We start from the raw sequence: 24,250 nt of genomic DNA on the forward strand, positions 1-24,250 counted from the left end.
ATCAGAAACCGGGGTTCTGTTGCCAGGTGAAACTCGGTTTCCTAAAGCCCAAATCGTCTATCCTGGAGTAAGGGTTAGTTTACGCAACTTAACACTGCTCCGGGTGACTCATGAAATGCATCATTAATCGTCGTGCTCAGTTCTCAGCCAGTCATCGTTACTGTCTGCCCGAATTGAGTCCCGCTGAAAATGCTAAACAATTTGGGTTGTGTGCCCAGGCTCCCGGACATGGACACAATTATGTGTTGCATGTCTTGATGGAGGGAGATTTGGATGAATACGGCATGGTTCTCAACCTGTCTGATGTTAAGCAGGTAATTAAGCGGGAAGTCACTAGCCAGTTAGATTTTTCCTATCTCAATGATGTGTGGGCAGAGTTTCAAGAGACTCTGCCGACGACTGAAAATATTGCTCGCGTCATTTGGCAGCGATTGGTACCCCATCTGCCGCTGGTGCAAATTCAACTGTTTGAACATCCTGAACTCTGGGCTGACTACAAAGGAAACGGCATGGAAGCACATCTCACCATTAGCACTCATTTCAGTGCTGCCCATCGGCTGGCACTGCCTCAATTGACCCTGGAGCAAAATTTTGAGATTTACGGTAAGTGTGCGCGGGTGAATGGTCATGGTCACAATTACCACCTGGAAGTCACCATTAAGGGAGAGATCGATCCCCGCACAGGCATGATCGCCGATTTGGTCAAATTTCAAAAGGCGGTAGATGATTACGTTGTCGAGCCATTTGACCACACCTTCTTAAACAAAGATATTCCTTATTTTGAGAAGGTTGTGCCTACCGCCGAAAATATTGCAATTCACATTCGTGATTTGTTGGAGGAGCCAATTCGTGAGATTGGCGCAACTTTGTATAAGGTGAAGCTGATCGAAAGCCCCAACAACTCCTGTGAGGTATATGCCACCTCTACTGGCGAATTGGAATCAGCACAGCAGGCCACTGTCACTCGCCTGGTTGGTGTGTAGGGAAAGAGGGAATTTGACAGGAAGTCCTCCCCGTAAAAGGCTATACCAAATTAAATTGTGATCAAGGCAGATGTCGGTAGGGGCGGGTTTGCAGATAAGCTCTTGGGTTTGCTGTCAGTAAATAGCTAAACCCGCCCCTACGAGCTTCCGCATTTGCATTGGAAACCGTTTAAATCGATGTTGCTGATCCACTCTGTGAATCTTGCAGGACGTTTCGCAAAACGTCTGTACAGCGGTGGTCAGTGTTTGAGGATCAAATTTGCATTCAGCAACACCGTTAAATCATCTTATGAGCAACCGTTTTTTGGATTGCCCAGATAAGACTGGCACTGGCTGCACTGGTCAACAAACCAAAGCCGATGTGTTGTTGTCCGGCGATCAGGCAGGCTATTCCTAATAGCAGTGAACCGATCGCCAACCCTCTAACCGTTGCCAACATGAGTCGAACCACAACGGTTGCATCCACCACTTTGGTCACTAAATCATTGGTGTCGTTGGGGACTACGGTACTGTGAAGCGCATGTTGCAGGGATTGATATTTTGCCAGATCCACTTCGTAATAGGTGCCTAACTCTGGATCGCGCAGAGTCGCAACCGAGTGCAACCCAAACTGTTTTGCATGGGCGATCGCCAATCCAATTTGCTTCTTGGTCGCTGTCGGACGCAGGGCTTCAAAGACCGATTCTCGATAAACGCCAGCTTTTGCCATCTCCAGGATTTGCTGGCTTAGTTCGGATACGGACGAGCGTTTGCTGATCACACTCATAGATTTCAATCAAACAACTCAACGCTGTAGCAATTGCCAAGATCGTTAGGATAAAGAATTGCGAGGGTATAGCCGTGGCCCCATTCGATGGGGCGGAGGCGAGTCGGAAAGCCCCCCAGTATCAGAGTTTGACCCATCGCCTTTGTCCTCAGTTTTCTGACCAAAGCTATACTGTCTCCGGCTAGAGATTCTACCGTTGCATCTCAACCCACCAACACTTTAAGTGGAATAGCCATTTGTGCCCCTTCAGTATAGTACTAACGTACTTAAAAGCAAAAGTTCTGTGAGTTGCCATGCAGTAACAGGGACGATCTTTAGACTGCCTTAATCCTCATCCTGCTCTAGTAAATTTTCTTTAGAGGTTTCAAGCTGCGCCCACAACTGCTTAATTTCTTCGTATGCAGCGACGGGCGAGATTTTGCCACCTGTCTCTAAACTGCACAGAATGGAGACTCGGTTAGCAAATTCTTGAAGGTTTGCATCAAATGCCAAATTTTCTGGAGTAAATTCGCCTCGAAATCGTCCGAGGGGATTAAGAAACTGATCTTTGCTGCTATCTGAGTCGTTTGTCACAAGTAGATTGGCAATGCGTCAGGGTTGAGAAGGTTCGCTGCGAAAGAGCAACAGCTACTCTGCTAGCGACCCCTCTTAAGATACAGTCTACTAACTTCAAAAGAAAGGGACGCAACACCAATTTTTGAAATTGATTTTGGAGATGGCTAGAAGTCTAATTTATTCCAAATCGCTTCCATCGTAGGGCGATGGACATTGCGCTTTTTAGACTCCAGGGAGTTCGGATTTTTCTCTATCGTTCTTAAAATTGAGTCAATATCCTGCGATCGCCGCTGAATGCTGTTGGACTTGGGCAACAGGTTCGTCATGTCATCTTGCTGTTCACCGGCTTGGTTCTGCTGGGGCAGGTTGGATTCAGAATCTAAGTCCATCGCGATCGCCTCTGACTAACCCTGACTCAATAAGGATCTCTGATTATGTCCATCTTAATGGACGTTTATCTTAACTGAAGGTGATCTTAACCGATATTCGTCTTAAGAAATAAATATAATCACAGCGAGGGGTTTACGTAGGTTTCGTATATGAAGTTGTTACCTCCTGTGAGCTTGCGGGAACTTTAATAGTGACAGGCGGAATATGAACGGTAGACCAGACCGCCACCAGGATAACCATGAACCTCCAAACTTTTATTGCACATCGGTTCGATTATCAATTGTCTAGCGTTCAAGCCGATCGAGAGTTAGTGCATGATATCCAGCGGCATCTACACCGTTTAGGGTTTGCTCCGGGCGTCATAAACGGAGTGTGGACGAGAGAAACCCACGAGGCATTCAATCGCTTTAAAACGGCTCATCGACTGACTGATCCTGGCTTAACAAACACAGTGGCGCGATCGCTCCTGCAAGTTTCTCAGCAACCGCTTCCTACCCTTCAACGAGAGCTAGTAACGGCAGGTAACCACTCCAATGGCGCATCCCCAACAGCCTCTGCTGCAACCCCTCCACGTCGTCCGGTTCCTCCTCCCCCTCCCTCGATGATGGCGCGTTCTAAAGCACCTGTTGTTCAACCGATTGTTCCTACTGGACAAAGCATCGCCTATCGTGGGGCAACCCCTCCCGCTTTACAACGGGTCAATGCGCAAGGCATAACGCTGATTAAAGCCTATGAGCGATTGAGATTAGAAGCTGAGCGATGTCCTGCGGGCGTTCTGACGATTGGCTACGGCTCAACAGCGGATGTCAGACCCGGACAAAGGATTACAGCGAGACAAGCTGAAGCCCGATTATTGAAGGATTTAGAGCCATTTGAAGAGGTCATTAGAACGGTGGTGCGAGTCCCGCTGACCAGTAACCAATTCAATGCACTCGTTAGCTTTGCGTTTAATGTGGGGACGACTGCGTTGATTGCCTCAACGCTATTGAAGAAACTCAATCAGGGCGACTATCCAGGAGCCGCTGAGCAATTTTTGCACTGGGATAAAGCAGGGGGCACGCCGTTACCTCTACTAACCCAACGACGGCAGGCTGAACAAGCTCTGTTTCTCAAAGCTTAAGGGATGAGCCTGGTTAACTGACAAACGTCTGCCTTTGCCTTAAGCTTTCTGACCAAAGCTATATTTCGGTTCCATGGCTGGCAAATCGCATTCGCGCCCTTGCTATCGAAGTCCACGGCTCGACGGTTTGACTGAGCTTCGCCGCATCGCCCGCGCGGCCTCTCAAACAGCCAGGGTGCTTGTATAGCTGCGGTTTCAACCACCAAGAACAAAAGATTGGTCAGGCAAGTAGGGGATTAGCTCTACCAACCCCGTTGCAAAAGCCAAACAAACATAAATTTCTGCCTGGTATTGAGGCTGAGATGCTAGGCTACGCCTGTAGCAGCAACTCTATCCCCCGATTCATGGATTGCCTGCCTTAGCTATCAGGAGGGTCAACCATGCAGCTTCAAAATTTGTCCTTTGCGACTCGCAATGGTCGAGTAGTCCTCATCTACGCTTTTTTCAGTAGTTTGTGGATTTTGTTATCTGACCATCTACTGCAACTCTGGTTTGGAGACAGTACACCGTTAACTCGGTTTCAAACTATCAAGGGCTGGTTATTTGTTGCGGTCACGAGTGCCTTGCTGTATGTCTTGATTCACAAAAGCTGGCGATCGCTACAAAAGAGTTACAACCTGCTCATCAACATCCTTGAAGGCACAACGGATGGGATTTTTTTAAAGGACTTGCAGGGGCGATATCTGGTGATTAATCCAGCGGCAAGTCAAATTTTAGGGAAATCGGTATCCGAGATTGTGGGCAAGCGAGATATCGAGTTGTTGCCAGCGGACATGATGGCTGAGGTGTTAGCCAGCGATCGCATTGTCCTAGAAACACAACAGGCTCATATTTTAGAAGAAAGTTTTGTTGTTAATGGCGATCGCCGTACCTATCTAACGAGCAGAAATGTCTGGCGCGATCGACGAGGGCAGGTTGCAGGATTGATAGGCATTACTCAGGATGTGACCCAATACAAACAGGTGCAACAGGCTTTACAGGAAAGTGAGGAGCGGTTGCGGTTAGTGCTGCAAAGTATGCCTGTCATGTTGGATGCCTTTGATGGGAAGGGCAACATCACGGTGTGGAATCAAGAGTGTGAACGAGTGACGGGCTACACCGCCGAGGAGGTAGTGGGAAATCCGCAGGTCATGCAGTTGCTCTATCCCAACTCGACCTATCTGCAAACCATGATGGAACAGTGGCGATCGGGGGGAAATGACTACCGCAACTGGGAGTGGGATATGACCTGCAAGGATGGCAGTATCCGACGGGTTGCCTGGTCGAATATTTCGGATAAGTTTCCTGTGTCAGGCTGGGCAGCCTGGGGCATCGGGGTTGATGTCACCGATCGCACTCGTGCTGAAATGGCTCTTCGAGAGAGTGAAGAACGCTGGCAACTGGCACTGCGAGGCAACAACGATGGCATTTGGGACTGGAATGTTAAAACGAATGCGGTTTTCTTTTCGGTGCGCTGGAAGGAAATGTTGGGTTATGCCGACCATGAGTTTGCCAACGATTTTGATGAGTGGTACAGACATGTGCATCCCCAGGACATTGCTCAGGTGATGCAGTTGATGCAAGACCATTTTGATAAAAAAACGCCGTTTTACATTTCAGAGCACCGGATGCAATGTAAAGATGGCAGCTATAAGTGGGTTTTAGACCGAGGACAGGCGTTGTGGGACACAACCGGGACAGTTGTGCGGATGGCAGGTTCTCATACCGATATCACGGAACGCAAATATGCCGAGGCAGCTTTATGGCAGTCCAATCAGGCACTTGAAGAGCGTGTCTCTCAACGGACTGCCGCTCTTGCTGAACTGAATGATCACCTGTCAGCAGAATTGCTCGAACGGCAATGGATTGAAGCTGCGCTACGGGAGAGTGAATGCAAGTTCCGGGCTGTTTTTGATCAAGCCTTTCAGTGCATTGGGTTGCTGAAACCGGATGGCACCGCTCTGGAAATCAATCAAACCTTGTTGGCGTTTGCAGGCACCACCTATGAGACGGTGATTGAACGACCCTTTGCTGAACTGTCGATATTTACAGCGTCGGCAGGGTTGCAGGAACAAGTGCAACAAGCGATCGCCCAAGCAGCCTTGGGGCATCTCTTTCGCTCAGAAATAACTGTGTTAGATGTTGATGGCAATCTGGTCACTCTAGACTTTTCAATTAAACCCATTAGAAACGAAGCGGATGAGGTGGTGTTGCTGATCTCAGAAGGGCGTGACATTACTCAACGCAAACAAGCCGAAGAGCAACTGCGCCTGAGCAATGAGCGGATCAGCCTTGCTAATGCCGAATTAGCCCGCGCAACTCGACTTAAAGATGAGTTTTTGGCAAATATGAGTCACGAGTTGCGCACACCTCTCAATGCTATTTTGGGACTGTCGGAGGCGTTGCAAGAGCAGGTGTTTGGCACGTTGAGCGATCGCCAACGTCACTCTCTGCAAACGATTGAACAAAGCGGTCGGTACTTGCTGGAGTTAATTAACGACATCCTGGATTTGTCCAAGATTGAGTCGGGCAGAATGGATCTGCAACTGGCGACGGTTTCCGTGGAGCAACTTTGCGAATCGAGTTTGGCGTTTGTGCGACAACAAGCCCATCAAAAAAACATTCTTCTGCACAGTTGCATTCCTGCGGATTTGGGTCATATTACGCTAGATGAGCGGCGGATGCGTCAGGCTCTCATCAACCTTTTAAGTAATGCCGTTAAATTTACACCGGATGGTGGCGAAATTCGGCTTGAAGTGCAACCGGATAGCACGCATCAACGTTTGCAATTCAGCGTTATTGACACTGGGATTGGCATCGCCGCAGAGCACATCCCCAAGTTGTTCAAACCGTTTGTGCAGTTAGATAGCTCGCTTACCCGTCGCTATACTGGGACTGGTTTGGGTTTGGCGTTGGTGCGCCGCATTGTAGAACTGCACAAAGGGGGGGTGACTTTAGAGAGCGAGATCGGTCAGGGAAGCCGCTTTACGCTAACGCTGCCCTGGAAGAAGCAAGTGACCCCGACGATTTCATGGTTAAACACCTTTGTTGAAGCAGATTTGTCTCGCCTTCAGCGCGTCGTCATCATTGAGGACTCCAGTCCCGCCACCAGTCAAATTGCGCGTTATCTCTCAGAGCTGAAGGTGTGTTCTGTCATTCACTCTTATGGCGAGGGAGCCATAGAGCAAATTCTGCGAGTCATGCCTGATCTGGTGGTTCTCGACATTTTGTTACCGGATATGTCAGGTTGGGAAATTTTGTCCCAACTCAAGAGCCATCCTCGGATTCGCCATATTCCCGTGTTGATCACATCGGTGATTGATGAGCGATCGCACGCTGCAACGTTTGGGGCTGCCGATTATCTGGTGAAACCCACTTCACGGCGACAGTTTCAAGCCGCACTCTCAAAAATCCTCGCATCTTCGATAGAGTCATCGGCCTCTCCTGTGACTCATCCGCCAGCAAGTAGTTGCCCGGTGTTGCTTTTAGCAGAAGATAGCGAAGCCAATATCTCGATGATGGTTGACTATTTAGAGGCACATGGATATCAGCTCATTCTGGCTCGCAACGGGAGAGAGGCAGTACAGCAGGCAAAAACCCATCATCCTGACTTGATTTTGATGGATATTCAAATGCCTGATATAGATGGCATAGAGGCGATTCGCCAAATTCGTACAGATTCTCACCTGATGCATGTGCCGATTATTGCATTGACTGCGCTTGCGATGCCGGGCGATCGCGATCGTTGTCTCGCCGCAGGTGCCAATGACTATATGACCAAACCCGTCAGCCTCAAGGAACTGGTTAATGCGGTTGCCAACTACATCCATGCCCATTCCTAAACGCTTGAGTGGCGATCGCAGCCCACGGGGTTTGAGGAGTTGAGTTATAGCTTTAGTCAGAAAGCTTCAGGCAAAAGCAATGGCTCCAACTCTAATGCTGGGAGAGCTTCCTGACTCGCTTTCGCCCATCATAAATGTGGGTACGGTTATAACCCTCTTTAATCACTCTGGATGGAGAGTGTTTTACCGAAAGTCTCGTTCCTAGCTGTATTGACTCACCAGGTTAACGTCAGTTCGGTTTAAGAGCCCAGCGAATGAATTCGTGGCTATGGGAGCCAAGTCTGCCTGCACAGACTACGGAAAATTCAAGGTTTTGCCGAACCGATGCAGGTCTATTGTGTTCTTGTAGCTGCGGTTTCAACCGCCAAAATCTTTATCTCGAACTCAAGTTAGGGGTTAGCTCTCCACCTGGTTTGGTGTCTTGAGGTTGTCCCATGCCGTAGGTGAGTCCATAGCTGCGTGCCAGTAGCCAAAACCACACAGCAGGATAACGCGGTTCTAACCACGGTTGCACCCGCACTGCGATCGCTGGCACCCACTGAAAGACCCAACTGATTAGGGCACTTAAGGTGAAATTGAGATAGCTAACCACCCAACGCAGCAGATCTTCGGCTCCTGCCAGTTCCCAAATCCACAGCAACAGAGCCGGATTTTGCCACGCTGCCTTGATTGCCATGCGGTTGAACGGCACCCATCCTGCTCGATCCTTGATGAAGCGATCTGCCACGTCTGGAGATTCCGATGCCAAGATGCCAAAGAAAGTGTTCAGCATCGAGTTAACTCGTTGAGGAGCCAGAAATCGTCCTGTGGGCACCATCATTCCTTTTGAGAATAGCCAGGTAACAGCAATATTGCTTTGAAATGCCCGAATTTGATTGAGGTAATTCGCGGTAAGCAGATCGTGACGCAATGCGGTATCCAGTAGATCGGTTAGCCGAGGCAGATTGCGGACCAGAGAACCAAACCCAGTGAACACCAACGGGGATTGCAGCGAGGCAGCGTCACCAATGGCAATGAGGCGATCAAAGGCAACCTGGCGATCGCCCTCTCGTACGCTGAAATGTCCTGGAATATAACCAAAGGTTGGCTTGCGCCAGACTAACCGTTCCAGATCACAGCGACGGTATTCCGGCAAAATGGTGAAAAAGTCCTCGTACATTTCCAGTAGGGAGCCAGGGTTGTCAGGGTTGACCTGATGGTAGTGAAACAAGTAGATGGTCAACTCGTCATCCTTGCCGGGAAAAAGCTCCCAAATGAGTTGTCGTCCGCGTGAGATGTCGCCGTGACTGTTGAGTACATCACCATAGTGAGAGTCCCACACCGCAGGCTCAAATCCACTGGCGATCGCGGCTCCCACTGTTGGACACACACTATCAAACGCCCGTCCTCCATTCAACTGCCAAGCGATCGGGGAAGCCGTGCCCATGGCGTCCACCAATAATCGCCCTTCCGCTTGTCGAGCGGTTTGGGTGGGTATATGGTTTGCCTGGACTGTGACGCGATCGCCACTGACAATCACCCGTTCAAACTGAGTCTCATCCCAAATATCCCCCCCTGCGGTTCTCAGCTTTTCGCCACAAAGGTCTAACAGTTTCTCAGCATCAATACTCACGTTCAACACGGTGGGAGTCCGTAAGATCGGAGCTTTTGCCTGTGGTGGATTGTTGGCATCAAAGAATTTGTGAAACCCATCCACATACTCTCGTGCAATCACACTCTCAAATTCAGCAGGGGTAAATAGCCCCAAATCAATCAGGCTTTGAAATTCGCTACGAGAAATGTTCCACTCCCGGTTCATCCGCCCAAACGGCAATCGCTCCAGCAACAAGACCCGATAGCCCAACCGTGCCATGACTGCCGCGTGAATGACACCCAACGCCCCGCCCACATAGATCAGGTCATAGGTTCCATCGCAACCTTGATTCACGGGGGGGTCGGATACTTCTCCAGCACGAAACACAACTTGTGTCGGCTTTGTCGGGTTTCGCACACCCTCTCGCCAATGCTGCTCCCACCAGTAGACTCGAGTCAGGTCATACTCCCCGTTCGGCATCTTCTGAAAGTAATGCACCGTTTTGGGATAATGCGGTGCTAATGCTTCAAAAATCGACTGCTGCGAAAGGTCGATTGCGGGAGGTTCGGGGTAGTCGTGGGGAAACTGTTGGCGAATTTCGTGAGTCAGTTGATGAAGCAGTTGAGTCTCTTGTTGCAGTGGAGACTCTGCCCAGCGAAACGCTTTTAAGTAGGTTGTTCGCTGGACTGACCAGACAAACACTGATAACTCCGGTTCTAGCAATGAAGTAACGGCTGATGTTTCCGGAGTTGATGACAGTGCAGGTGTGGTTTTAAAGCTCAAGCGAAACCCTTCTGGAGTTAGCTTTTTCTCCCCCACAAGCGGATGAAATGTCTGTTGCAACCACTCTCGAACAGTCGCTGTATGAGGGGTGGGGATTTCTAAATAGAGAATTTCTCTCATCGTCAGATGCTAACTCCAAATAAATAACCAAAAATTAACGTTGATATTCTTTAGAAGTGCGCTACACTGCACAGATACATTGGTCTGCTAAAAAACTTTACAAGATTCTCATAATTAATAAAAGGCGTATATCGACTTCCTCACCGCTATGGATTATCCCATCCCGACCAGCTCTCAAGAAATCGTGAATCTGCGTCAACAGCCCGTTGATGAAGAGTTAATAGCGGCGGCGATCGCAGGAGTTGTTGGGATTGCGCGTTCTCAGGGGCGATCGCTCGAAGATCTGACAGCTGAGGTATTAGCCGATGAGGGTATCTTAGACCGGGATATGCGGCTTTGGTTGAGCGATATTGTGGCTCAAGCGTGGAATAGCTTACCCTGAATCAGGGATAGGCAGAGCTTCCAGGGATCGTTGCGACAGGTATCACGACGACAGGCATTACGATGATAGGTATCACGACAAGCGATCGCCCGTTGAAAAGTTTGGCTATGGTTTAGTTCGACTATGGTTTAGGATGATTATCATCTCTCAACCAGGAAAAAAGACATATGGGTAGCAATGGTCGTAGCCAAGTTTTGTATCCCACTCGCATTGATATTCCTGCCGATATTCGCACTCAAATCATTGCGCTTTTGAATCAAACGTTGGCGACAAGCCTCGATCTCAAAACGCAAGTTAAGCAAGCCCACTGGAATGTGAAGGGGCTAAACTTCTATCAACTGCATGAGCTGTTTGATGAAATGGCAGGCGAACTGGAAGAATACGTTGATCTGTTTGCTGAGCGAGTCACCGCTTTAGGTGGGTTAGCTTTAGGCACTGCCCGTATTGCCGCAGCCCAGTCAGAGTTACCAGAATATCCTCTCGATATTCTGGGTGGCGAAGCTCACATTACGGCACTTGCCGATCGCTACGCTATCTATGCTAAGTCGTTGCGGGAAGGTATCGCCCAAACCGATGAGTTGGGTGATGCGGATACGGCTGATCTCTATACCGAAGTGTCTCGCGACATTGACAAGCGTCTGTGGTTCCTCGAAGCGCACCTGCAAACCTCTGCCATCAACTCCTCGGTAGCAACGGCTGAGAAAGCGACTGTGGTGAGCTGATTCTCAAGTTATAGCTCTGGTCAGAAAGAAGGCACAGGCAATGGCTCAAACCCTGGTGCCAGGAAAGCTTCCTAGCTTGCCTCTGCCCCATCGAATGTTAAGGCTATCAAAGCCGAGTCCGCCGACGCAGGCTTCAGACGACGCGGGTTTTGGTGAACTGACCAAGTCGGGTTTGCTCCTAACATAGCCACTGAAACGGTTGTGAGGACATCTCTTAATTTTGAATGTGATGTTCTGCAAGCCTTTTAGCCTCAGTTCTCAGTTCTCAGTTCTCAGCCCTTCTCCATAGCATTGGCTGACTGAAAATCTGCGGGACTGAGGGGGCTAAGTTTAGTTTGTGTAAAGACTGATGGATGGAAATCCGCCAATTTGGGAAACCACGGCTGAGGGGATATGAAGGGTTTATGAATTTCCGCAGTATCCAACGCTACTCAGCGATACTTTTGCGGAAGAAATGGGCAGATTGATGAAGAGTAACACTAGGTGCCTCAAGTGCAGGCTAAATTCTCATCTACAGCCTGTATCACTTAACACATCCTTCATATTGCTCGTGCTATCGATGAATAGCGTTTAGAGATTTCCAAACATTCAGCCTGACGAATTCTTATGAACATTCTCAAAACCTCTGCGATCGCCTTGACTGCTTGTGTAATGACCGCTGGTATGGCTCTAGTCGGTTCGCAAGCGGCTCGCGCTGAAGATTATGAATCATTCACCCTGGCTCCTGGTTTTCGTCCTAACCCGGTTGTTGGCACGGGTTTATCTGGTGGTACTCGGCTCGTTGACTGTTACACCAACGAGAGTGGCGGCAGAACCCTCGTGAGAACCTATGTTGATTCGGCTAACGCTCCTGATCATGTGGTTACAGTCACCCGTCCTTTCAGCAACTTACGTGCATCGGTTCAAGCTGATGGTGATGTCACCCTGTTGATTGATGGTCCTGATGGAACCTACTGCTCTGACGATGTAGACGGTTTGATGCCCTCTATCTCTGGTAACTGGCCCGCTGGCACTTACAACATCTGGATTGGCGATTTCGTTGGAGATGGCAGTGGTGTCTATCGCTATCGCCTGTTTTTGACCCAGCAATAAGGAACGTGATTGTCCCTTTTGCAACGGTGACGACATAACAATTCTGAGAGAAACGACAAAGGGTGAGAGAGCTGTGGGAAGCTTTCTCACCCTATTTATTTTTGGGGGAATGGGGAGTGGGGAATGGGGAGTGGGGGCTGTTAGGGTCGGCGTAACGCCTCATTATGTAACGTCAGTTCGGTTTAAGAACCCGGCGAATGAATGCGCGGCTACTAGTGTTGCGAACACAAAGTTCTGCAATGTGGGGGTTTGAGGGCTTCGCCCCCAAGCAGGGGTTCCACCCCTTCACCCCTTTCAAAACTTATTTTTTGCTGTACTAGAGCAAAGTCCGCTGACGCGGACTACGGAAAATCAAGGTTTGACGAACCGACGCAGGTCAGTTTTGCTCCGATAGCGGCAGTTTAACCGCCAAAATCCTTATCTCGAATTCACGTTATTTAGAGCGATCGCACAAATGCATCCAACCGCTCCATCCCCTTACGAATCGTGTCTAACCCAGTAGCGTAGGATAGACGAATGCAGGAGTCCGCCCCAAAGGCAATGCCTGGAATAGCAGCAACCTGTTTTTGCTCCAACAGCGCACTACAAAAATCAATTGATTTTATCCCTAGCTTGCTGATATCAGGGAAGACGTAAAAGGCTCCATCGGGTTTAGGACACTGTAACCCTGGAATGGCGTTGAGGGCATCCAGCATCACCTGTCGCCGTTCAGCAAAGGCGGTCACCATTTCAGTGACACACGTTTGAGGGCCTTCATAAGCCGCGATCGCCCCATACTGAGCGAAGGTGCAGACGTTGGAAGTGCTATGACCTTGAATGGTGCTTACTGCCTGAATGATCGGCACGGGAGCAGCCAGGAAACCAATACGCCAGCCGGTCATAGCGTAGGTTTTAGCAAAGCCGCTGCTGACAATCGTGCGATCGTAGGCTTCAGGACTGGCAGCACCAATGCTAAGGTGTTGCGCCCCATCGTAGAGAATCTTCTCGTAGATTTCGTCAGAAACCACCCAAATGTCATGCTCCACGACTACAGCGGCGATCGCCCGAATCTCGTCAGGAGTGTAGACCATCCCCGTCGGATTGGAAGGGGAGTTGAGGATGAAGAGTTTGGTCTGGGGGGTGATGGCTTGGCGCAGTTGTTCAGCCGTGATGCGATATCCGGCTTCAGCGGTTGTGGGAATGATTACAGGGGTTCCCCCTGCCAATTTCACCATTTCGGGGTAGCTGAGCCAATAAGGAGCGGGAATGATCACCTCGTCTCCGGGGTCAATCATTGCCATCATCAAGTTGTACAGCGATTGTTTGCCACCGTTGGTAACAATAATATTGTCTGCGCCGTAACACAAATTATTAACGTGTTGCAGTTTTTGGGCGATCGCCTCTCGCAATTTTGGCTCCCCTGCGGCTGGACCGTAGCGTGTTTTGCCCTGGTCAAGCGCAGTCTTCGCCGCTTCAACAATGTGTTTCGGAGTGTCAAAGTCAGGTTCTCCTGCGCTGAAGCTACAAATGTCAATGCCGTCAGCTTTCATTGCCTTCGCTTTTGCATCGATCGCCAATGTCATTGACGGTGATACCTGTCCGACTCGCCCTGCCAGTTTCATGTTTACTCCGGTCAGATCAACCCAAATTAGCAACTAAATTTAGCTCAGAATATCGTATTTCACAAAGGTTGCGCGATTAAATCTAGTCTTGAATCTTAAGAAACAGCGCATCTTTATTCAGGATCCCCCAGATGTCGGATTTTCTCTCTTAAGCTAAATGGCACTCTTTAACTTTAGTCAGCAGTTTTGCGACAACGTGAGGGCTGTATTGATATGAACTTTGCGGCTTGCGGCTACAAGCGGTTACAAATTGCTTATGAATAAAGCACTTGTACGAGAGTGACTTGCCAAATCTTCATCCAAAAATTTGAGAGTTTAGCCAGAATTTGATACGGTTTATTACAGTTATTGTAAAAAAACATCAAATTAACTCGACTTTCTTTAACTCATTCTCCTGAATGATGATTTTATCTGTCTACAAAGATTTCATGTCATAAGGTACAGTGTGGCTACCTGTGAATATATTCAATCCCACTGGGTTGACCAGTTGTTTCCCGGATTGATCGACAGCTTACTCAATGCTAGATAGGCTGATTGAGCGATCGCCCCTTCTTAATAGATAAATTTCGTTTGACATCCTGATTTAAGTAGGTGACTTGCATGTTGATGACCGTTGCGCCAGAACAGATTGAACGGATTGTTTGGAACCAGCATCATGATCCGTTTGAAGTCTTGGGACCGCACCTGATCGCACAAGACGGCAAATCGGTATGGGCAGTACGGGCTTATCTTCCCAATGCGGATGCTGCCTGGGTGGTCTTCCCAGAAGAGCGCAAAGAATACCCCATGCAAGCGGTGCATAATCCCCACTTCTTTGAGTGTGTGCTGGATACCGAAGAGATGGCGAACTACCAACTTCGTATCCAGGAAGGGGAGCACGAGCGGGTGATTTACGATCCCTATGCGTTTCGATCGCCCCTGCTCACTGATTTTGACGTTTATCTTTTTGGCGAGGGCAATCACCATCGCATCTACGAAAAGTTAGGCGCACACCTGACTGAGATTGATGGGGTTAAAGGGGTTTATTTTGCCGTCTGGGCACCCAACGCACGCAATGTCTCTGTGTTGGGTGACTTTAACTGGTGGGATGGGCGCAAACATCAGATGCGCCGTATTGAGAACGGCATTTGGGAATTGTTTATTCCCAGTGTGGGAGTGGGCGATCGCTACAAGTTTGAGATTAAGAACCACGCCGGACATATCTACGAGAAATCCGATCCCTACGGCTATCAACAGGAAGTTCGCCCCAAAACGGCATCCATCGTCACTGACCTCAATAGTTACGAGTGGCATGATCAGGAATGGATTGAAAAACGCCGCCATACCGATGCCCTCTCTCAACCCATTTCAGTCTATGAGGTGCATTTAGGGTCCTGGCTCCACGCATCCTCAGCGGAACCGCCCATAACTGTGGACGGAGAACCGGGCAATGTGGTAGTCGTCGCTGACTTAAAACCGGGGGCACGCTTCCTGACATATCGGGAGTTGGCAGAGCGGTTGATTCCCTATGTTAAGGAGTTGGGCTTTACCCATGTCGAGCTACTGCCGATTGCTGAGCACCCCTTTGATGGCTCCTGGGGCTATCAGGTAACGGGCTATTATGCCTGTACCTCACGCTATGGCACGCCGCAAGACTTTATGTACTTTGTAGATCAGTGTCATGCAAACGGCATTGGGGTAATTGTGGACTGGGTGCCGGGTCACTTCCCCAAAGATGGACATGGATTGGCATTCTTTGATGGTAGCCACCTCTACGAACACGCTGACCCCCGTAAGGGCGAACATAAAGAGTGGGGCACTCTGGTCTTTAACTACGCTCGCAACGAAGTCCGTAACTTCCTGGTTGCCAATGCGCTCTTCTGGTTTGACAAATATCACATCGATGGCATTCGGGTTGATGCGGTCGCGTCGATGCTCTACCTCGACTATTGCCGTAAGGATGGTGAGTGGGTCGCCAATCAATATGGTGGACGGGAAAATATTGAGGCAGCCGATTTTTTGCGTCAGATGAACCATGTAGTGTTTAGCTACTTCCCTGGAGCACTGACGATCGCCGAAGAGTCAACTTCGTGGCCTATGGTGTCGTGGCCTACCTATGTTGGTGGCTTGGGCTTCAACCTCAAGTGGAACATGGGTTGGATGCACGACATGATCGATTACTTCCACATGGATCCCTGGTTCCGGCAATTCCACCAGAACAACGTCACCTTTAGCATCATGTATGCGTTCAGCGAAAACTTTATGCTGGCGTTTTCTCATGATGAGGTGGTGCATGGCAAGAGCAACATGATCGGTAAAATGCCCGGTGATGAATGGCAGAAATATGCCAACCTGCGATGTCTCTACTCCTACATGTTCACGCACCCTGGTAAAAAGACTCTGTTTATGAGTATGGAGTTTGGGCAGTGGAGTGAGTGGAATGTCTGGGGTGATCTGGAATGGCATTTGCTGCAATATGACGCTCCTCAGAAATTGAAGAATTTCGTCGGTAAGCTGAACCAACTCTATCGCAGTGAACCGTCTCTGCATAGCCAGGACTTTAGCTTTGATGGCTTTGAGTGGATCGATTGCAGTGACAACCGTCACAGTGTTGTTTCATTCATTCGCAAGGCAAAAGACTCTGAAGATTATGTAGTCGTGGTCTGTAACTTCACACCACAGCCTCACGCTCATTATCGCGTTGGTGTGCCCGACCATGGCTTCTACACGGAGTTGTTTAATAGCGATTCCCGTGAGTATGGTGGCAGCAATATGGGCAATTTGGGTGGCAAATGGGCGGAGGAGTGGTCGTTCCACAATCGCCCTTACTCGATCGATTTGTGCTTGCCGCCTCTAGGAGTATTGGTGTTGAAGCTCGATCGGGAGAAAACTGAAGCGGCTAAAAGACCTCAACAGTAGGGTCAGTGGTCATTAGTCAATGGTCAATGGCTAATGGTCAATGGTCAATGGTTGATGCATGTGGTGGCTGTGGGGTGCGTTACTGTCGCGTAAAGGCACCCATTTTATTTTTTTGGGAGTTATAGCACTCACAACAGTTGGGACGAGGTGCAGGGGTAGATCCCTGGCTGGGGGCTATGTCAATTCGGGTTAGATTTAACTTGATGCGTAGCACAATCCCGAGTTGGTGCGATCGCCTCTAGTCAGCGCACTCAAGCTTTGGGCATCCCCATCCATCGAATGTTAAGATCCACACAGCTACAGGCTGAAGGTGTGATCAGAAAATGGAGCGATCGCCCCGTTTGGGAAGTGGCTCTGCTTTGCCTGTACCTGTATTTGAAGTAGTGCTGTTAGAGAGTGCTGAGTGATATCGAAACTTTCTATATATGCCACATTCCTTCTGGGTGCTCTGGCATTTTGGTGGGGTATTCGTCTGGGTCGGCTCTTGCTAAGGCGAGGGGCGACTGCTGATAATCTTTTCAAGGGAAAAGATGCAGCATCGCTGGCATTTTTGGGGCTGTATTTTGCTCTGATGTTTTTGGTGTTGCATGTGCCACAGATGCAGGAACTACCCCTGATGTGGCGAGTACATGGGATGCAAGTTACCTGGACGTTTTTGCGGGTGATTTTGCTGGGCATGTGTGGAGTGGGCTTTATCATCAGTTGGAAGACTGCCCGACTCCAGGTTATTGCTGTGGTGCTGGTGGGTCTGTTGGGGCTAGGGGGCTTTACGGCTGCCGAAGCCTATTTCCTGCAACCCATTCATGCATCCCTGCGAGACAACCTCAGACCGAATGGCGTGTTTCAACAGACTTCATCCAGTAGTTGTGCTCCTGCCGCTCTGGCGACAATTTTGCATCGGTGGGGGTTAAACGCAACCGAGTCGGATGTAGCTCGTTATGCCGGGACGAGTCGCTTGGGAACCTCAATGCCTCAGCTTATCGTAGCGGCACGAGAGTTAGGGATGGATGGCATTGAGTTATCGCCTACCTGGGAGCAGATGCAGCAGATTAATCGACCGGGCGTGTTGGCAACCTGGCTCTATGGGCAAAATGGGCGCGTTGCTCATGCGACTGCTCTGTTGGGCTTGAGTGATGAAGTCGCGACGATCGCTGACCCCGCTTTTGGGAGGATCTATCGCGTCACGCGCAGTCAGTTCGATCGCATCTGGCGACGCACCTATGTTCCCATTTATCGCCCAACAGATGCGCTGTTGTCGCCTAACCAGGCGGCGACCTATCTGCAAAAGTTGGGGTTTTGGCAGCAAGCAACCCCAGTGTCAAATCCGGAGCGATCGCCCAATTCAGCATCAGCTAAGGGAAAAAAGGCAGGGGACGGGAGTTCGGCACTTTCACCGACTGGGCAGGGAATGTCAGATACGGTGCAATTGGCTGATCTAACGGCGGCGATTCAGCAGTTTCAAACGGCGATGGCGTTAAGACCGACTGGAGAGTTGGATGCAGAAACGGTGCTATTTTTGACAGGTCCGTTTTTGCAGGAGGTGCCAATTTTGAAATCGCAGCATTCTCCTGACCACTGACGATTCACGATTAACTGTATGAAGTGAAGCATTAGTGCCTATCCGAAAACCTCAAACATCGTTTAGGGCTTACGCACTTGAAGCCTAAAACTTTGATCCCCCTTAATGCGCAGTCGAGCCGCAGACTTGGCTCCGGTAGCCGCGAGTTTATTCGCCAGGGTCTTAGGAAAATTTCCAGGAAACAAAATACCTTTAGGGGCGTTTCGCGAAACGCCCCTACCCAGTGATCTGCCACAATCAAACATTAAATCGGTATCAGAAATCTCCTAAACCGAACTGACGACTGACCAATGACGCTGCCTAATCCCCTAAGTAGACAGCCTTGACAAATTCCGCTAGCCAATCTTTGACTTTGTGGGTCGCTCGGCAATCGTCTTCGTTGTAGCAGAGGATCGCATCGAGAAAGGTGCGATCGCCCGTTGATAGCCATTCTGAGTACCAGTAAATCGACTGAGCCCCGTTGGCTCCCTGATCTCGCCAGTTGAAGCCCAACCAGCGGGCGATCGGTTTGAGGGCATAGCTCTCGACCGGAAGGATTGCCACACGGGTGACTCGTTCGTGCAGATCGATAAAGCGGGTCAGCAACGGTTCGATCTGACGGTAGGGTGTGCCGTAATACTCTGCCAGTCGTTTCACCGTTTGCACTTCGTAGGGGCAAAAGTGAAAGATAGGGGCTGTGGGATATTGCCACACTAAGTCGATAAATTGCTGCCAGATCACGCCTTCATCTTCGGGGCGATCGGCGAGGAGTGGGTAAAAAGTTTCTGTTTGTTGGAGGCGATCGACCACGAGAACGCCATGCAGATAGACCAGGTTTTGCTCTGGTGCTGCCTCAATATCAAAGTAGAGTTCAATGGGTTCGGTGGGTATCTCTGCCTTAGTCAAAAGAGGATTGGGTGTAACGTCGGGTTCAAAGGGTTTGACCATTGCCCGTTGTTGTAGAGTTGACTGTGCCTGTCGAATTAAGCGATGTGCGACCTGGGTGCCAAATCCGGGTAGGGACTCTAGTTGATGGGGATGGGCGGCTGCCAGTGATTCAACCGTGGTCAGTTGCAGATTTTCGAGGTGGATGTAGCGACTGGGTGTGACCCCCGGCAATAGAGAAAGGTGGCGATCGCGGGTGGCAATGCCATAGCAATGACTGAACCAGTGACAGAGGTCGCAGCGGTTGTGAGCGATGAACACGTCTGGTTCTTGCTGCGCTGAAAGCATCTGAATACAGTCATCCAGAACGGTCTGCATTTTGGGTAATAGTTCAACCAGATCAACCGGATAGGCACCCCGTTGCCGCAGAACCAAAAAACTGGTTTCTGACCAGGCTCCCTGTACGGCAGCCAACACATAGGCGTGAAAGGCGGCGGTGATTTGATAGTCGAGTTTAGGACGCTTGCCCAATTTAATCTCGGTGGGCACATATCGCCAATTCCCGAAATAGGAGGCTCCCGGTTCCTTAATTAGCAAGTCAGGACAACTGACCAAAACAATATCGTTATCCTGCGGCAGCAACAACACAGCACGCGCAATGCGATCGACCCCTTTTTGCATCAAGTCCAACGTAGCAGCGGCTCCAGCGAGCCAATCACGGGGGGTATAGTGGGCTTGCTCGACGGGGCTTTCAGCCATTACCAGCAATTGGTGATTGTAACTGTCTTGCCGAAGCTTCAACAAATAGTCGCTGGGGGGGTCGCTCTGTTCCCAGTCACCAAACACATCTAAATAGGCTCGTCGGCGACATCGTTGATAGTTAAACAGCAACTCATTCGTCAACCAAAGTTGGGGATTACTGGCTGCAATTGCCGCTAAATCTGCATGATTAGACATCCAAATGGGAGAGGCTGTGGAGTTGACATCAGCCTCAACAAAATCGGGGCGATCGGCATTAGCAGGTAACTTTCCCAACATGGCGAGGCAAGCGATTGCAGCTACCGAGAGATTGCCGATATATGTTGTCGTTCAAGTCTTGATTCATGCCAATTTCAATTCGTTTGATGAATGCAATGATTCAAGCAGGCAATGATTCAAATTTAGTGACTCAATGAGTGACTAATTGAAGTAACTCTATTGTCTATGACTTTAACCCGATTCCACACTTTTTTGGGGGATTGATCCCCAACGGATTTTTATTTATAGCAGTACTCACTAAGGTTAAGACGGGGTGCAGGGGTGGAACCCTTGGCTGGGGGTGTGGGGGCTGCGCCCCTTATGCCCTAATGCATATGCGTAGGGCTATAACGTGAATTTGGGATAAGGATTTTGGTGGTTGAAACCGCAGTTATAGAAATAGAACCACCTGTGTTGGTTCGTCTAACCCTTGATTTTCAATCGTTTAAGAAGGCAGTCCTGGCTATAGTAGCCACGAATTCATACGTCAGGGTTTTAAGCCGAACTGACGTTATTTAGGGCAAAGCATTCGATAGGCGATCGCCCCCTTTCATGGTGTTTCTCTCCTGAATGCCTCGCCCTTGCTACAATTCAAAAGATTTTTGGTAAACCCACATCACCCACAATGACTGCAACGCCTACTGCCACCTCTATTGAGCAACATCGACAACACTTTCCTGCGTTGATAAACAAAGCCTATTTCAACTACGGAGGGCAAGGTCCAATGCCTGCTGGAGCGATCGCCGCGATTCAACAAGCCCACGAGTCGATGCAGCGGTTGGGGCCCTTTTCCAGAGAGGCAAATATCTGGATTGAACAAGAGATTGCTCAAATACGGGGGGCGATCGCGGCTGAGTTGCACGTTTCTCCTGCATCCATCACCCTCACAGAAAATGTCTCGGCGGGATGCAATATTCCTTTGTGGGGTATGGATTGGCGACCGGGCGATCATCTGCTGTTATCCGATTGTGAACATCAAACGGTTTTTGGCATTGCTCAAGCCCTGCAACACCGATTTGGCATTGAGGTTTCTGTTTTTTCTTTGCTTGATTTGTTGCATGGGGGAGATCCAGTTGAGGCGATCGCTCAACATTTGCGCCCCACGACTCGTCTGGTCGCTATTAGCCATGTGTTGTGGAATACGGGACAGGTGTTGCCATTGGCAGACATCGTAGCGACCTGTCATGCTTACCCGGCAAACTCGGCACCTGTGCGGGTGTTTGTGGATGCGGCGCAATCGGTGGGGATGTTGCCGTTGAATTTGACCGAATCGGGAGTGGATTTCTACGCCTTTACGGGGCATAAGTGGTGGTGTGGTGCAGCGGGGTTAGGAGGTTTGTATGTCAGCCCTGAAGCGGCAGACAGTCTGTCTCCGACGTTTGTAGGGTGGCGTAGCGTCGTCAAAGATAGCAAAGGTTACCCCACGGGGTGGCTTGCGGATGGACGACGGTTTGAAGTTGCCACCTCTGATTACCCATTGGGTTTAGCATTGCGAGAGGCGATCGCTCTCCATAACGCCTGGGGAACTGCCGAAGCCCGTTATCAGCGCATCTGTGAATTGAGCCGCTACCTCTGGGGACGGTTAGTGGCGATCGACTTCATTCATTGCCTGGTGAACCGTCCCCCACAGTCGGGTTTAGTCTCCTTTCAAGTGACAGCAGGCACATTGAAGCATGACCAGTGTGTCCAACGTCTGGAACAGGAAGGGTTTCTGCTGCGTACCCTGGCAAACCCGAACTGTATTCGCGCCTGCGTCCACTACTTTACGTCAGAGGCTGAGATTGATCGTCTGGTTGCGGCAATTCGCGCCTTATAGCCCTGTGCAGACATTCGGGATCAGGATTTTGGCAGGTTTGGCTCAACGGTTTCGACAGTTGCTATCCGATGTGTTGATTGTGTAAATTTCTGACATTTTTCAGGAAAACTGCGATCGCATGTGGAAGTAGAATCTGCCTCCCATCTCTGTGGTAAAACCCATGTCGCGTTATTGGTTGTTCGGTAGCGTTATAACAGGCTGTTGTTTGGTGTCCATAGTGTGGTCGGCTTCAGTGCAGGCTTGTGGTTTGGGAGATGCAATTCGCAATCGCCGCAGTTTGCCAGATTGGGATAGAGTGGCTCACCCAACATCAGACCTCCTGAAAGCGAATTGGCTCTGGGAGCGTGAAAAGCAGGCGATCGCACCCCCTACCAATCCGTCAAATTTATCTCAGATAGTTTGGGTATCCCGCGAAACGCCATCTCTGGGAAGGCGCGATGATACCTCAAGGCGATGTGGCAGAGAGCTTGAGGTTGGCTATCCTCCGGTTGTGTTGGTTCCCCAGCAGGTCTACGGACGAACGATTTCTGCCGCTCCCAAGTTGTTTATCTACGTGCCACCCACGCAAGGCATGAAAGCAGAATTAAACCTCATCAGCCCAGACTATCAACTGATACTGACTAAGGAATTTACCTTGCCTCAAGGAGAAGGGATTATTGTCGTTGACCTCGAAATGCCCGATCGCAATTCTGCGTTGCAACTTGGAGCACTGTACGAGTGGAACTTTGTCATTCCTATCGACCCGGTTGATCCGAGTGGGGATGTGTCGCTGTATGGCTGGGTAGAACGCATTGAACCCGGATCAGAATTGTCGTCCGTGTTAGCCCACAGTACAACTGGCGATCGCCCATTGCATCTGGCAGCAGCAGGGGTTTGGTATGACACACTAACGTCGCTTCACACGCTGCGCCAATTGAATCCTGACAATCCTCACTACACTGCCCAGTGGCAGCAATTGCTGGAATCGGTTGACCTGGAATATCTTGCCAATCAACCTGTGATTGCTGAGTTTTAAAGAGAATCCAAAATCCCCTGCAATCGCTCAACGGTGCGTTGATTTTCACTGGGAGTGCCCACCGTGATTCGCAACCCACCGCTAATCTTGCGAATTAACGTGCCCTGCGATCGCAACTGTTGAAACACCTCCTCCAGGGTTGCCTCTGCCTGCTCTGGGGAGACGTCCCCCAGTTTGAGCCGCAAAAAGATAAAGTTCGCTGTGCTTGACCAGACCTGTAAACGGGGATGACTCGACCAGATTGAGAGCAACTGATCACGCTCAGCTAACAGGGCAGGAATGCTCGAAAGGAGCGTATCGCGATGGGCGATCGCTAACTCAGCCGCTGCCTGGGACAGGCTCGGCAAATTGTAAGGTAGGCGCACTTTTTCCAATGCAGCGATCAACTCTGGATGGGCGATCGCATAGCCGACTCGATGCCCTGCCAACCGAAACGCCTTGGATAGAGTCCGCAACACGACCCAATTCGGACGCTGTGCTAGTTCCGCAACGACTGTGGTCTGGCTAAATTCAAAATATGCCTCATCCACAACAACCAGAATCTGCTCCGGCAGGTTGCGCAACCATGCTAACTCTGCTTCCGTTAGAGCGTTTCCCGTGGGGGAGTTAGGATGCACTACAAACACCACCCGAATCGGAGGGTTTTGGGTTTGGGCGATCGCTGCCTGAGCCGCTGGCAGATTAATCTCAAAGTCGGGCGATCGCCCCACTGTTACGACGGGGATACCCAACGTTTTTGCTGTAATGCCATACATCGAGAAGGTGGGTTGTGCCACCAAAATCGATCCCTCTCCACTCAAGCAGGTGGCAATCAAAATGGAGCGAATCAGTTCATCAGACCCATTGCTCACCGAAATCTGTTCGGGGGCGATCGGTGTAGTGAGGGGTGCTGATTCTGTGACGTATTTCGCGATCGCCCCTTTCAGTTGGGCGTGAGAGCCATCGGGATATCGGTTTGACTCGATCTCCTGTTGCACCAGCCAACTCAGTTTTTGCTTCAGTTCCTCCGACAGATCGACTGGGCTTTCGTTGGTATCGAGGCGATCGAGTAACTGGGGCATCTCGGTGGGTGCATGTCCCGCTCCACCGGGATGAGGCGTATAAGCAACAAGTTGAGCCAGGTCGGAACGGAGATACGGAAGCATAGGAGAAA

Annotated in this window: 19 protein-coding genes; 12 read left to right on the top strand and 7 right to left on the bottom strand. The window is 50.0% G+C overall.

Translation table 11 applies throughout. The features are described from left to right. Window positions 1-110: 110 nt before the first annotated feature. The gene (locus H6G89_RS13460; protein ID WP_190507026.1) at window positions 111-983 is read left to right on the top strand and encodes a 6-carboxytetrahydropterin synthase; all 873 of its coding nucleotides are present in this window, start codon (window positions 111-113) and stop codon (window positions 981-983) included. Window positions 984-1,260: 277 nt separating this feature from the next. On the opposite strand, the gene H6G89_RS13465 is transcribed toward H6G89_RS13460, so the two are convergent. The 3 genes from H6G89_RS13465 to H6G89_RS13475 form a co-directional block, all read right to left on the bottom strand. After that, window positions 1,261-1,749: a hypothetical protein gene (locus tag H6G89_RS13465; RefSeq protein WP_190507028.1), complete on the bottom strand. Its 489-nt coding sequence runs from the start codon at window positions 1,747-1,749 to the stop codon at window positions 1,261-1,263. Between the two features lie 324 nt (window positions 1,750-2,073). Further along, window positions 2,074-2,322 (bottom strand): DUF7219 family protein, encoded by a 249-nt coding sequence (locus H6G89_RS13470; RefSeq protein WP_190507030.1) that lies wholly within the window; start codon window positions 2,320-2,322, stop codon window positions 2,074-2,076. Window positions 2,323-2,468: 146 nt separating this feature from the next. Further along, entirely contained in the window at window positions 2,469-2,693 is a 225-nt protein-coding gene (locus H6G89_RS13475; RefSeq protein ID WP_190507032.1) for a hypothetical protein, read from the bottom strand. A 239-nt stretch (window positions 2,694-2,932) separates the two neighbouring features. On the opposite strand from H6G89_RS13475, the gene H6G89_RS34435 reads away from it, so the two are divergent. Together H6G89_RS34435 and H6G89_RS13485 are read left to right on the top strand one after the other, a co-directional pair. Further along, complete coding sequence (locus H6G89_RS34435; protein WP_199336698.1) at window positions 2,933-3,814, top strand: glycoside hydrolase family protein; 882 nt, start codon at window positions 2,933-2,935, stop codon at window positions 3,812-3,814. Between the two features lie 380 nt (window positions 3,815-4,194). Beyond that, entirely contained in the window at window positions 4,195-7,635 is a 3,441-nt protein-coding gene (locus H6G89_RS13485; protein ID WP_190507034.1) for a PAS domain-containing hybrid sensor histidine kinase/response regulator, read from the top strand. A 373-nt stretch (window positions 7,636-8,008) separates the two neighbouring features. On the opposite strand, the gene H6G89_RS13490 is transcribed toward H6G89_RS13485, so the two are convergent. Beyond that, window positions 8,009-10,111, bottom strand: a complete 2,103-nt coding sequence (locus H6G89_RS13490) for an NAD(P)/FAD-dependent oxidoreductase (RefSeq protein WP_190507036.1) — start codon at window positions 10,109-10,111, stop codon at window positions 8,009-8,011. Window positions 10,112-10,259: 148 nt separating this feature from the next. Here H6G89_RS13490 and H6G89_RS13495 point away from each other — a divergent pair, with 148 nt between their 5' ends. From H6G89_RS13495 to H6G89_RS35705, 5 genes are all read left to right on the top strand, one after another. Further along, window positions 10,260-10,493 carry a hypothetical protein gene (locus tag H6G89_RS13495; RefSeq protein ID WP_190507038.1) on the top strand — a complete coding sequence of 78 codons (234 nt, stop codon included), beginning with the start codon at window positions 10,260-10,262 and terminating at the stop codon, window positions 10,491-10,493. Window positions 10,494-10,660: 167 nt separating this feature from the next. Further along, window positions 10,661-11,215, top strand: a complete 555-nt coding sequence (dps, locus tag H6G89_RS13500; RefSeq protein ID WP_190507040.1) for a DNA starvation/stationary phase protection protein Dps — start codon at window positions 10,661-10,663, stop codon at window positions 11,213-11,215. A 40-nt stretch (window positions 11,216-11,255) separates the two neighbouring features. Beyond that, window positions 11,256-11,402 carry a hypothetical protein gene (locus H6G89_RS13505; RefSeq protein ID WP_190507043.1) on the top strand — a complete coding sequence of 49 codons (147 nt, stop codon included), beginning with the start codon at window positions 11,256-11,258 and terminating at the stop codon, window positions 11,400-11,402. A gap of 419 nt (window positions 11,403-11,821) precedes the next feature. Then, entirely contained in the window at window positions 11,822-12,307 is a 486-nt protein-coding gene (locus H6G89_RS13510) for a hypothetical protein (RefSeq protein WP_190507044.1), read from the top strand. Between the two features lie 197 nt (window positions 12,308-12,504). Continuing rightward, complete coding sequence (locus H6G89_RS35705) at window positions 12,505-12,627, top strand: hypothetical protein (RefSeq protein ID WP_255519409.1); 123 nt, start codon at window positions 12,505-12,507, stop codon at window positions 12,625-12,627. Between the two features lie 117 nt (window positions 12,628-12,744). On the opposite strand, the gene H6G89_RS13515 is transcribed toward H6G89_RS35705, so the two are convergent. Then, a complete protein-coding gene (locus H6G89_RS13515; RefSeq protein WP_190507046.1) occupies window positions 12,745-13,908 on the bottom strand; it encodes a pyridoxal phosphate-dependent aminotransferase in 1,164 nt (387 codons plus the stop codon). Between the two features lie 600 nt (window positions 13,909-14,508). Between H6G89_RS13515 and glgB the strand changes: the two genes are divergently transcribed. Both glgB and H6G89_RS13525 read left to right on the top strand, forming a co-directional pair. Continuing rightward, a complete protein-coding gene (gene glgB, locus H6G89_RS13520) occupies window positions 14,509-16,806 on the top strand; it encodes a 1,4-alpha-glucan branching enzyme (protein WP_190507048.1) in 2,298 nt (765 codons plus the stop codon). 403 nt (window positions 16,807-17,209) lie between these two features. Further along, window positions 17,210-18,385: a cysteine peptidase family C39 domain-containing protein gene (locus H6G89_RS13525; protein ID WP_190507059.1), complete on the top strand. Its 1,176-nt coding sequence runs from the start codon at window positions 17,210-17,212 to the stop codon at window positions 18,383-18,385. 300 nt (window positions 18,386-18,685) lie between these two features. On the opposite strand, the gene H6G89_RS13530 is transcribed toward H6G89_RS13525, so the two are convergent. After that, a complete protein-coding gene (locus H6G89_RS13530) occupies window positions 18,686-20,287 on the bottom strand; it encodes a TM0106 family RecB-like putative nuclease (protein WP_309229851.1) in 1,602 nt (533 codons plus the stop codon). Between the two features lie 604 nt (window positions 20,288-20,891). Here H6G89_RS13530 and H6G89_RS13535 point away from each other — a divergent pair. Together H6G89_RS13535 and H6G89_RS13540 are read left to right on the top strand one after the other, a co-directional pair. Continuing rightward, window positions 20,892-22,082, top strand: a complete 1,191-nt coding sequence (locus tag H6G89_RS13535; RefSeq protein WP_190507061.1) for an aminotransferase class V-fold PLP-dependent enzyme — start codon at window positions 20,892-20,894, stop codon at window positions 22,080-22,082. Window positions 22,083-22,299: 217 nt separating this feature from the next. Beyond that, window positions 22,300-23,097, top strand: coding sequence for a DUF928 domain-containing protein (locus H6G89_RS13540; RefSeq protein WP_190507063.1), 798 nt, complete (start codon window positions 22,300-22,302; stop codon window positions 23,095-23,097). Here H6G89_RS13540 and H6G89_RS13545 read toward each other — a convergent pair. Continuing rightward, complete coding sequence (locus tag H6G89_RS13545) at window positions 23,094-24,242, bottom strand: histidinol-phosphate transaminase (protein WP_190507065.1); 1,149 nt, start codon at window positions 24,240-24,242, stop codon at window positions 23,094-23,096. The two genes, H6G89_RS13540 and H6G89_RS13545, sit on opposite strands and share 4 nt — an antisense overlap. Window positions 24,243-24,250 lie beyond the last annotated feature (8 nt).

This window comes from Oscillatoria sp. FACHB-1407, from assembly GCF_014697545.1.
Classification (GTDB): Bacteria; Cyanobacteriota; Cyanobacteriia; order Elainellales; family Elainellaceae; genus FACHB-1407.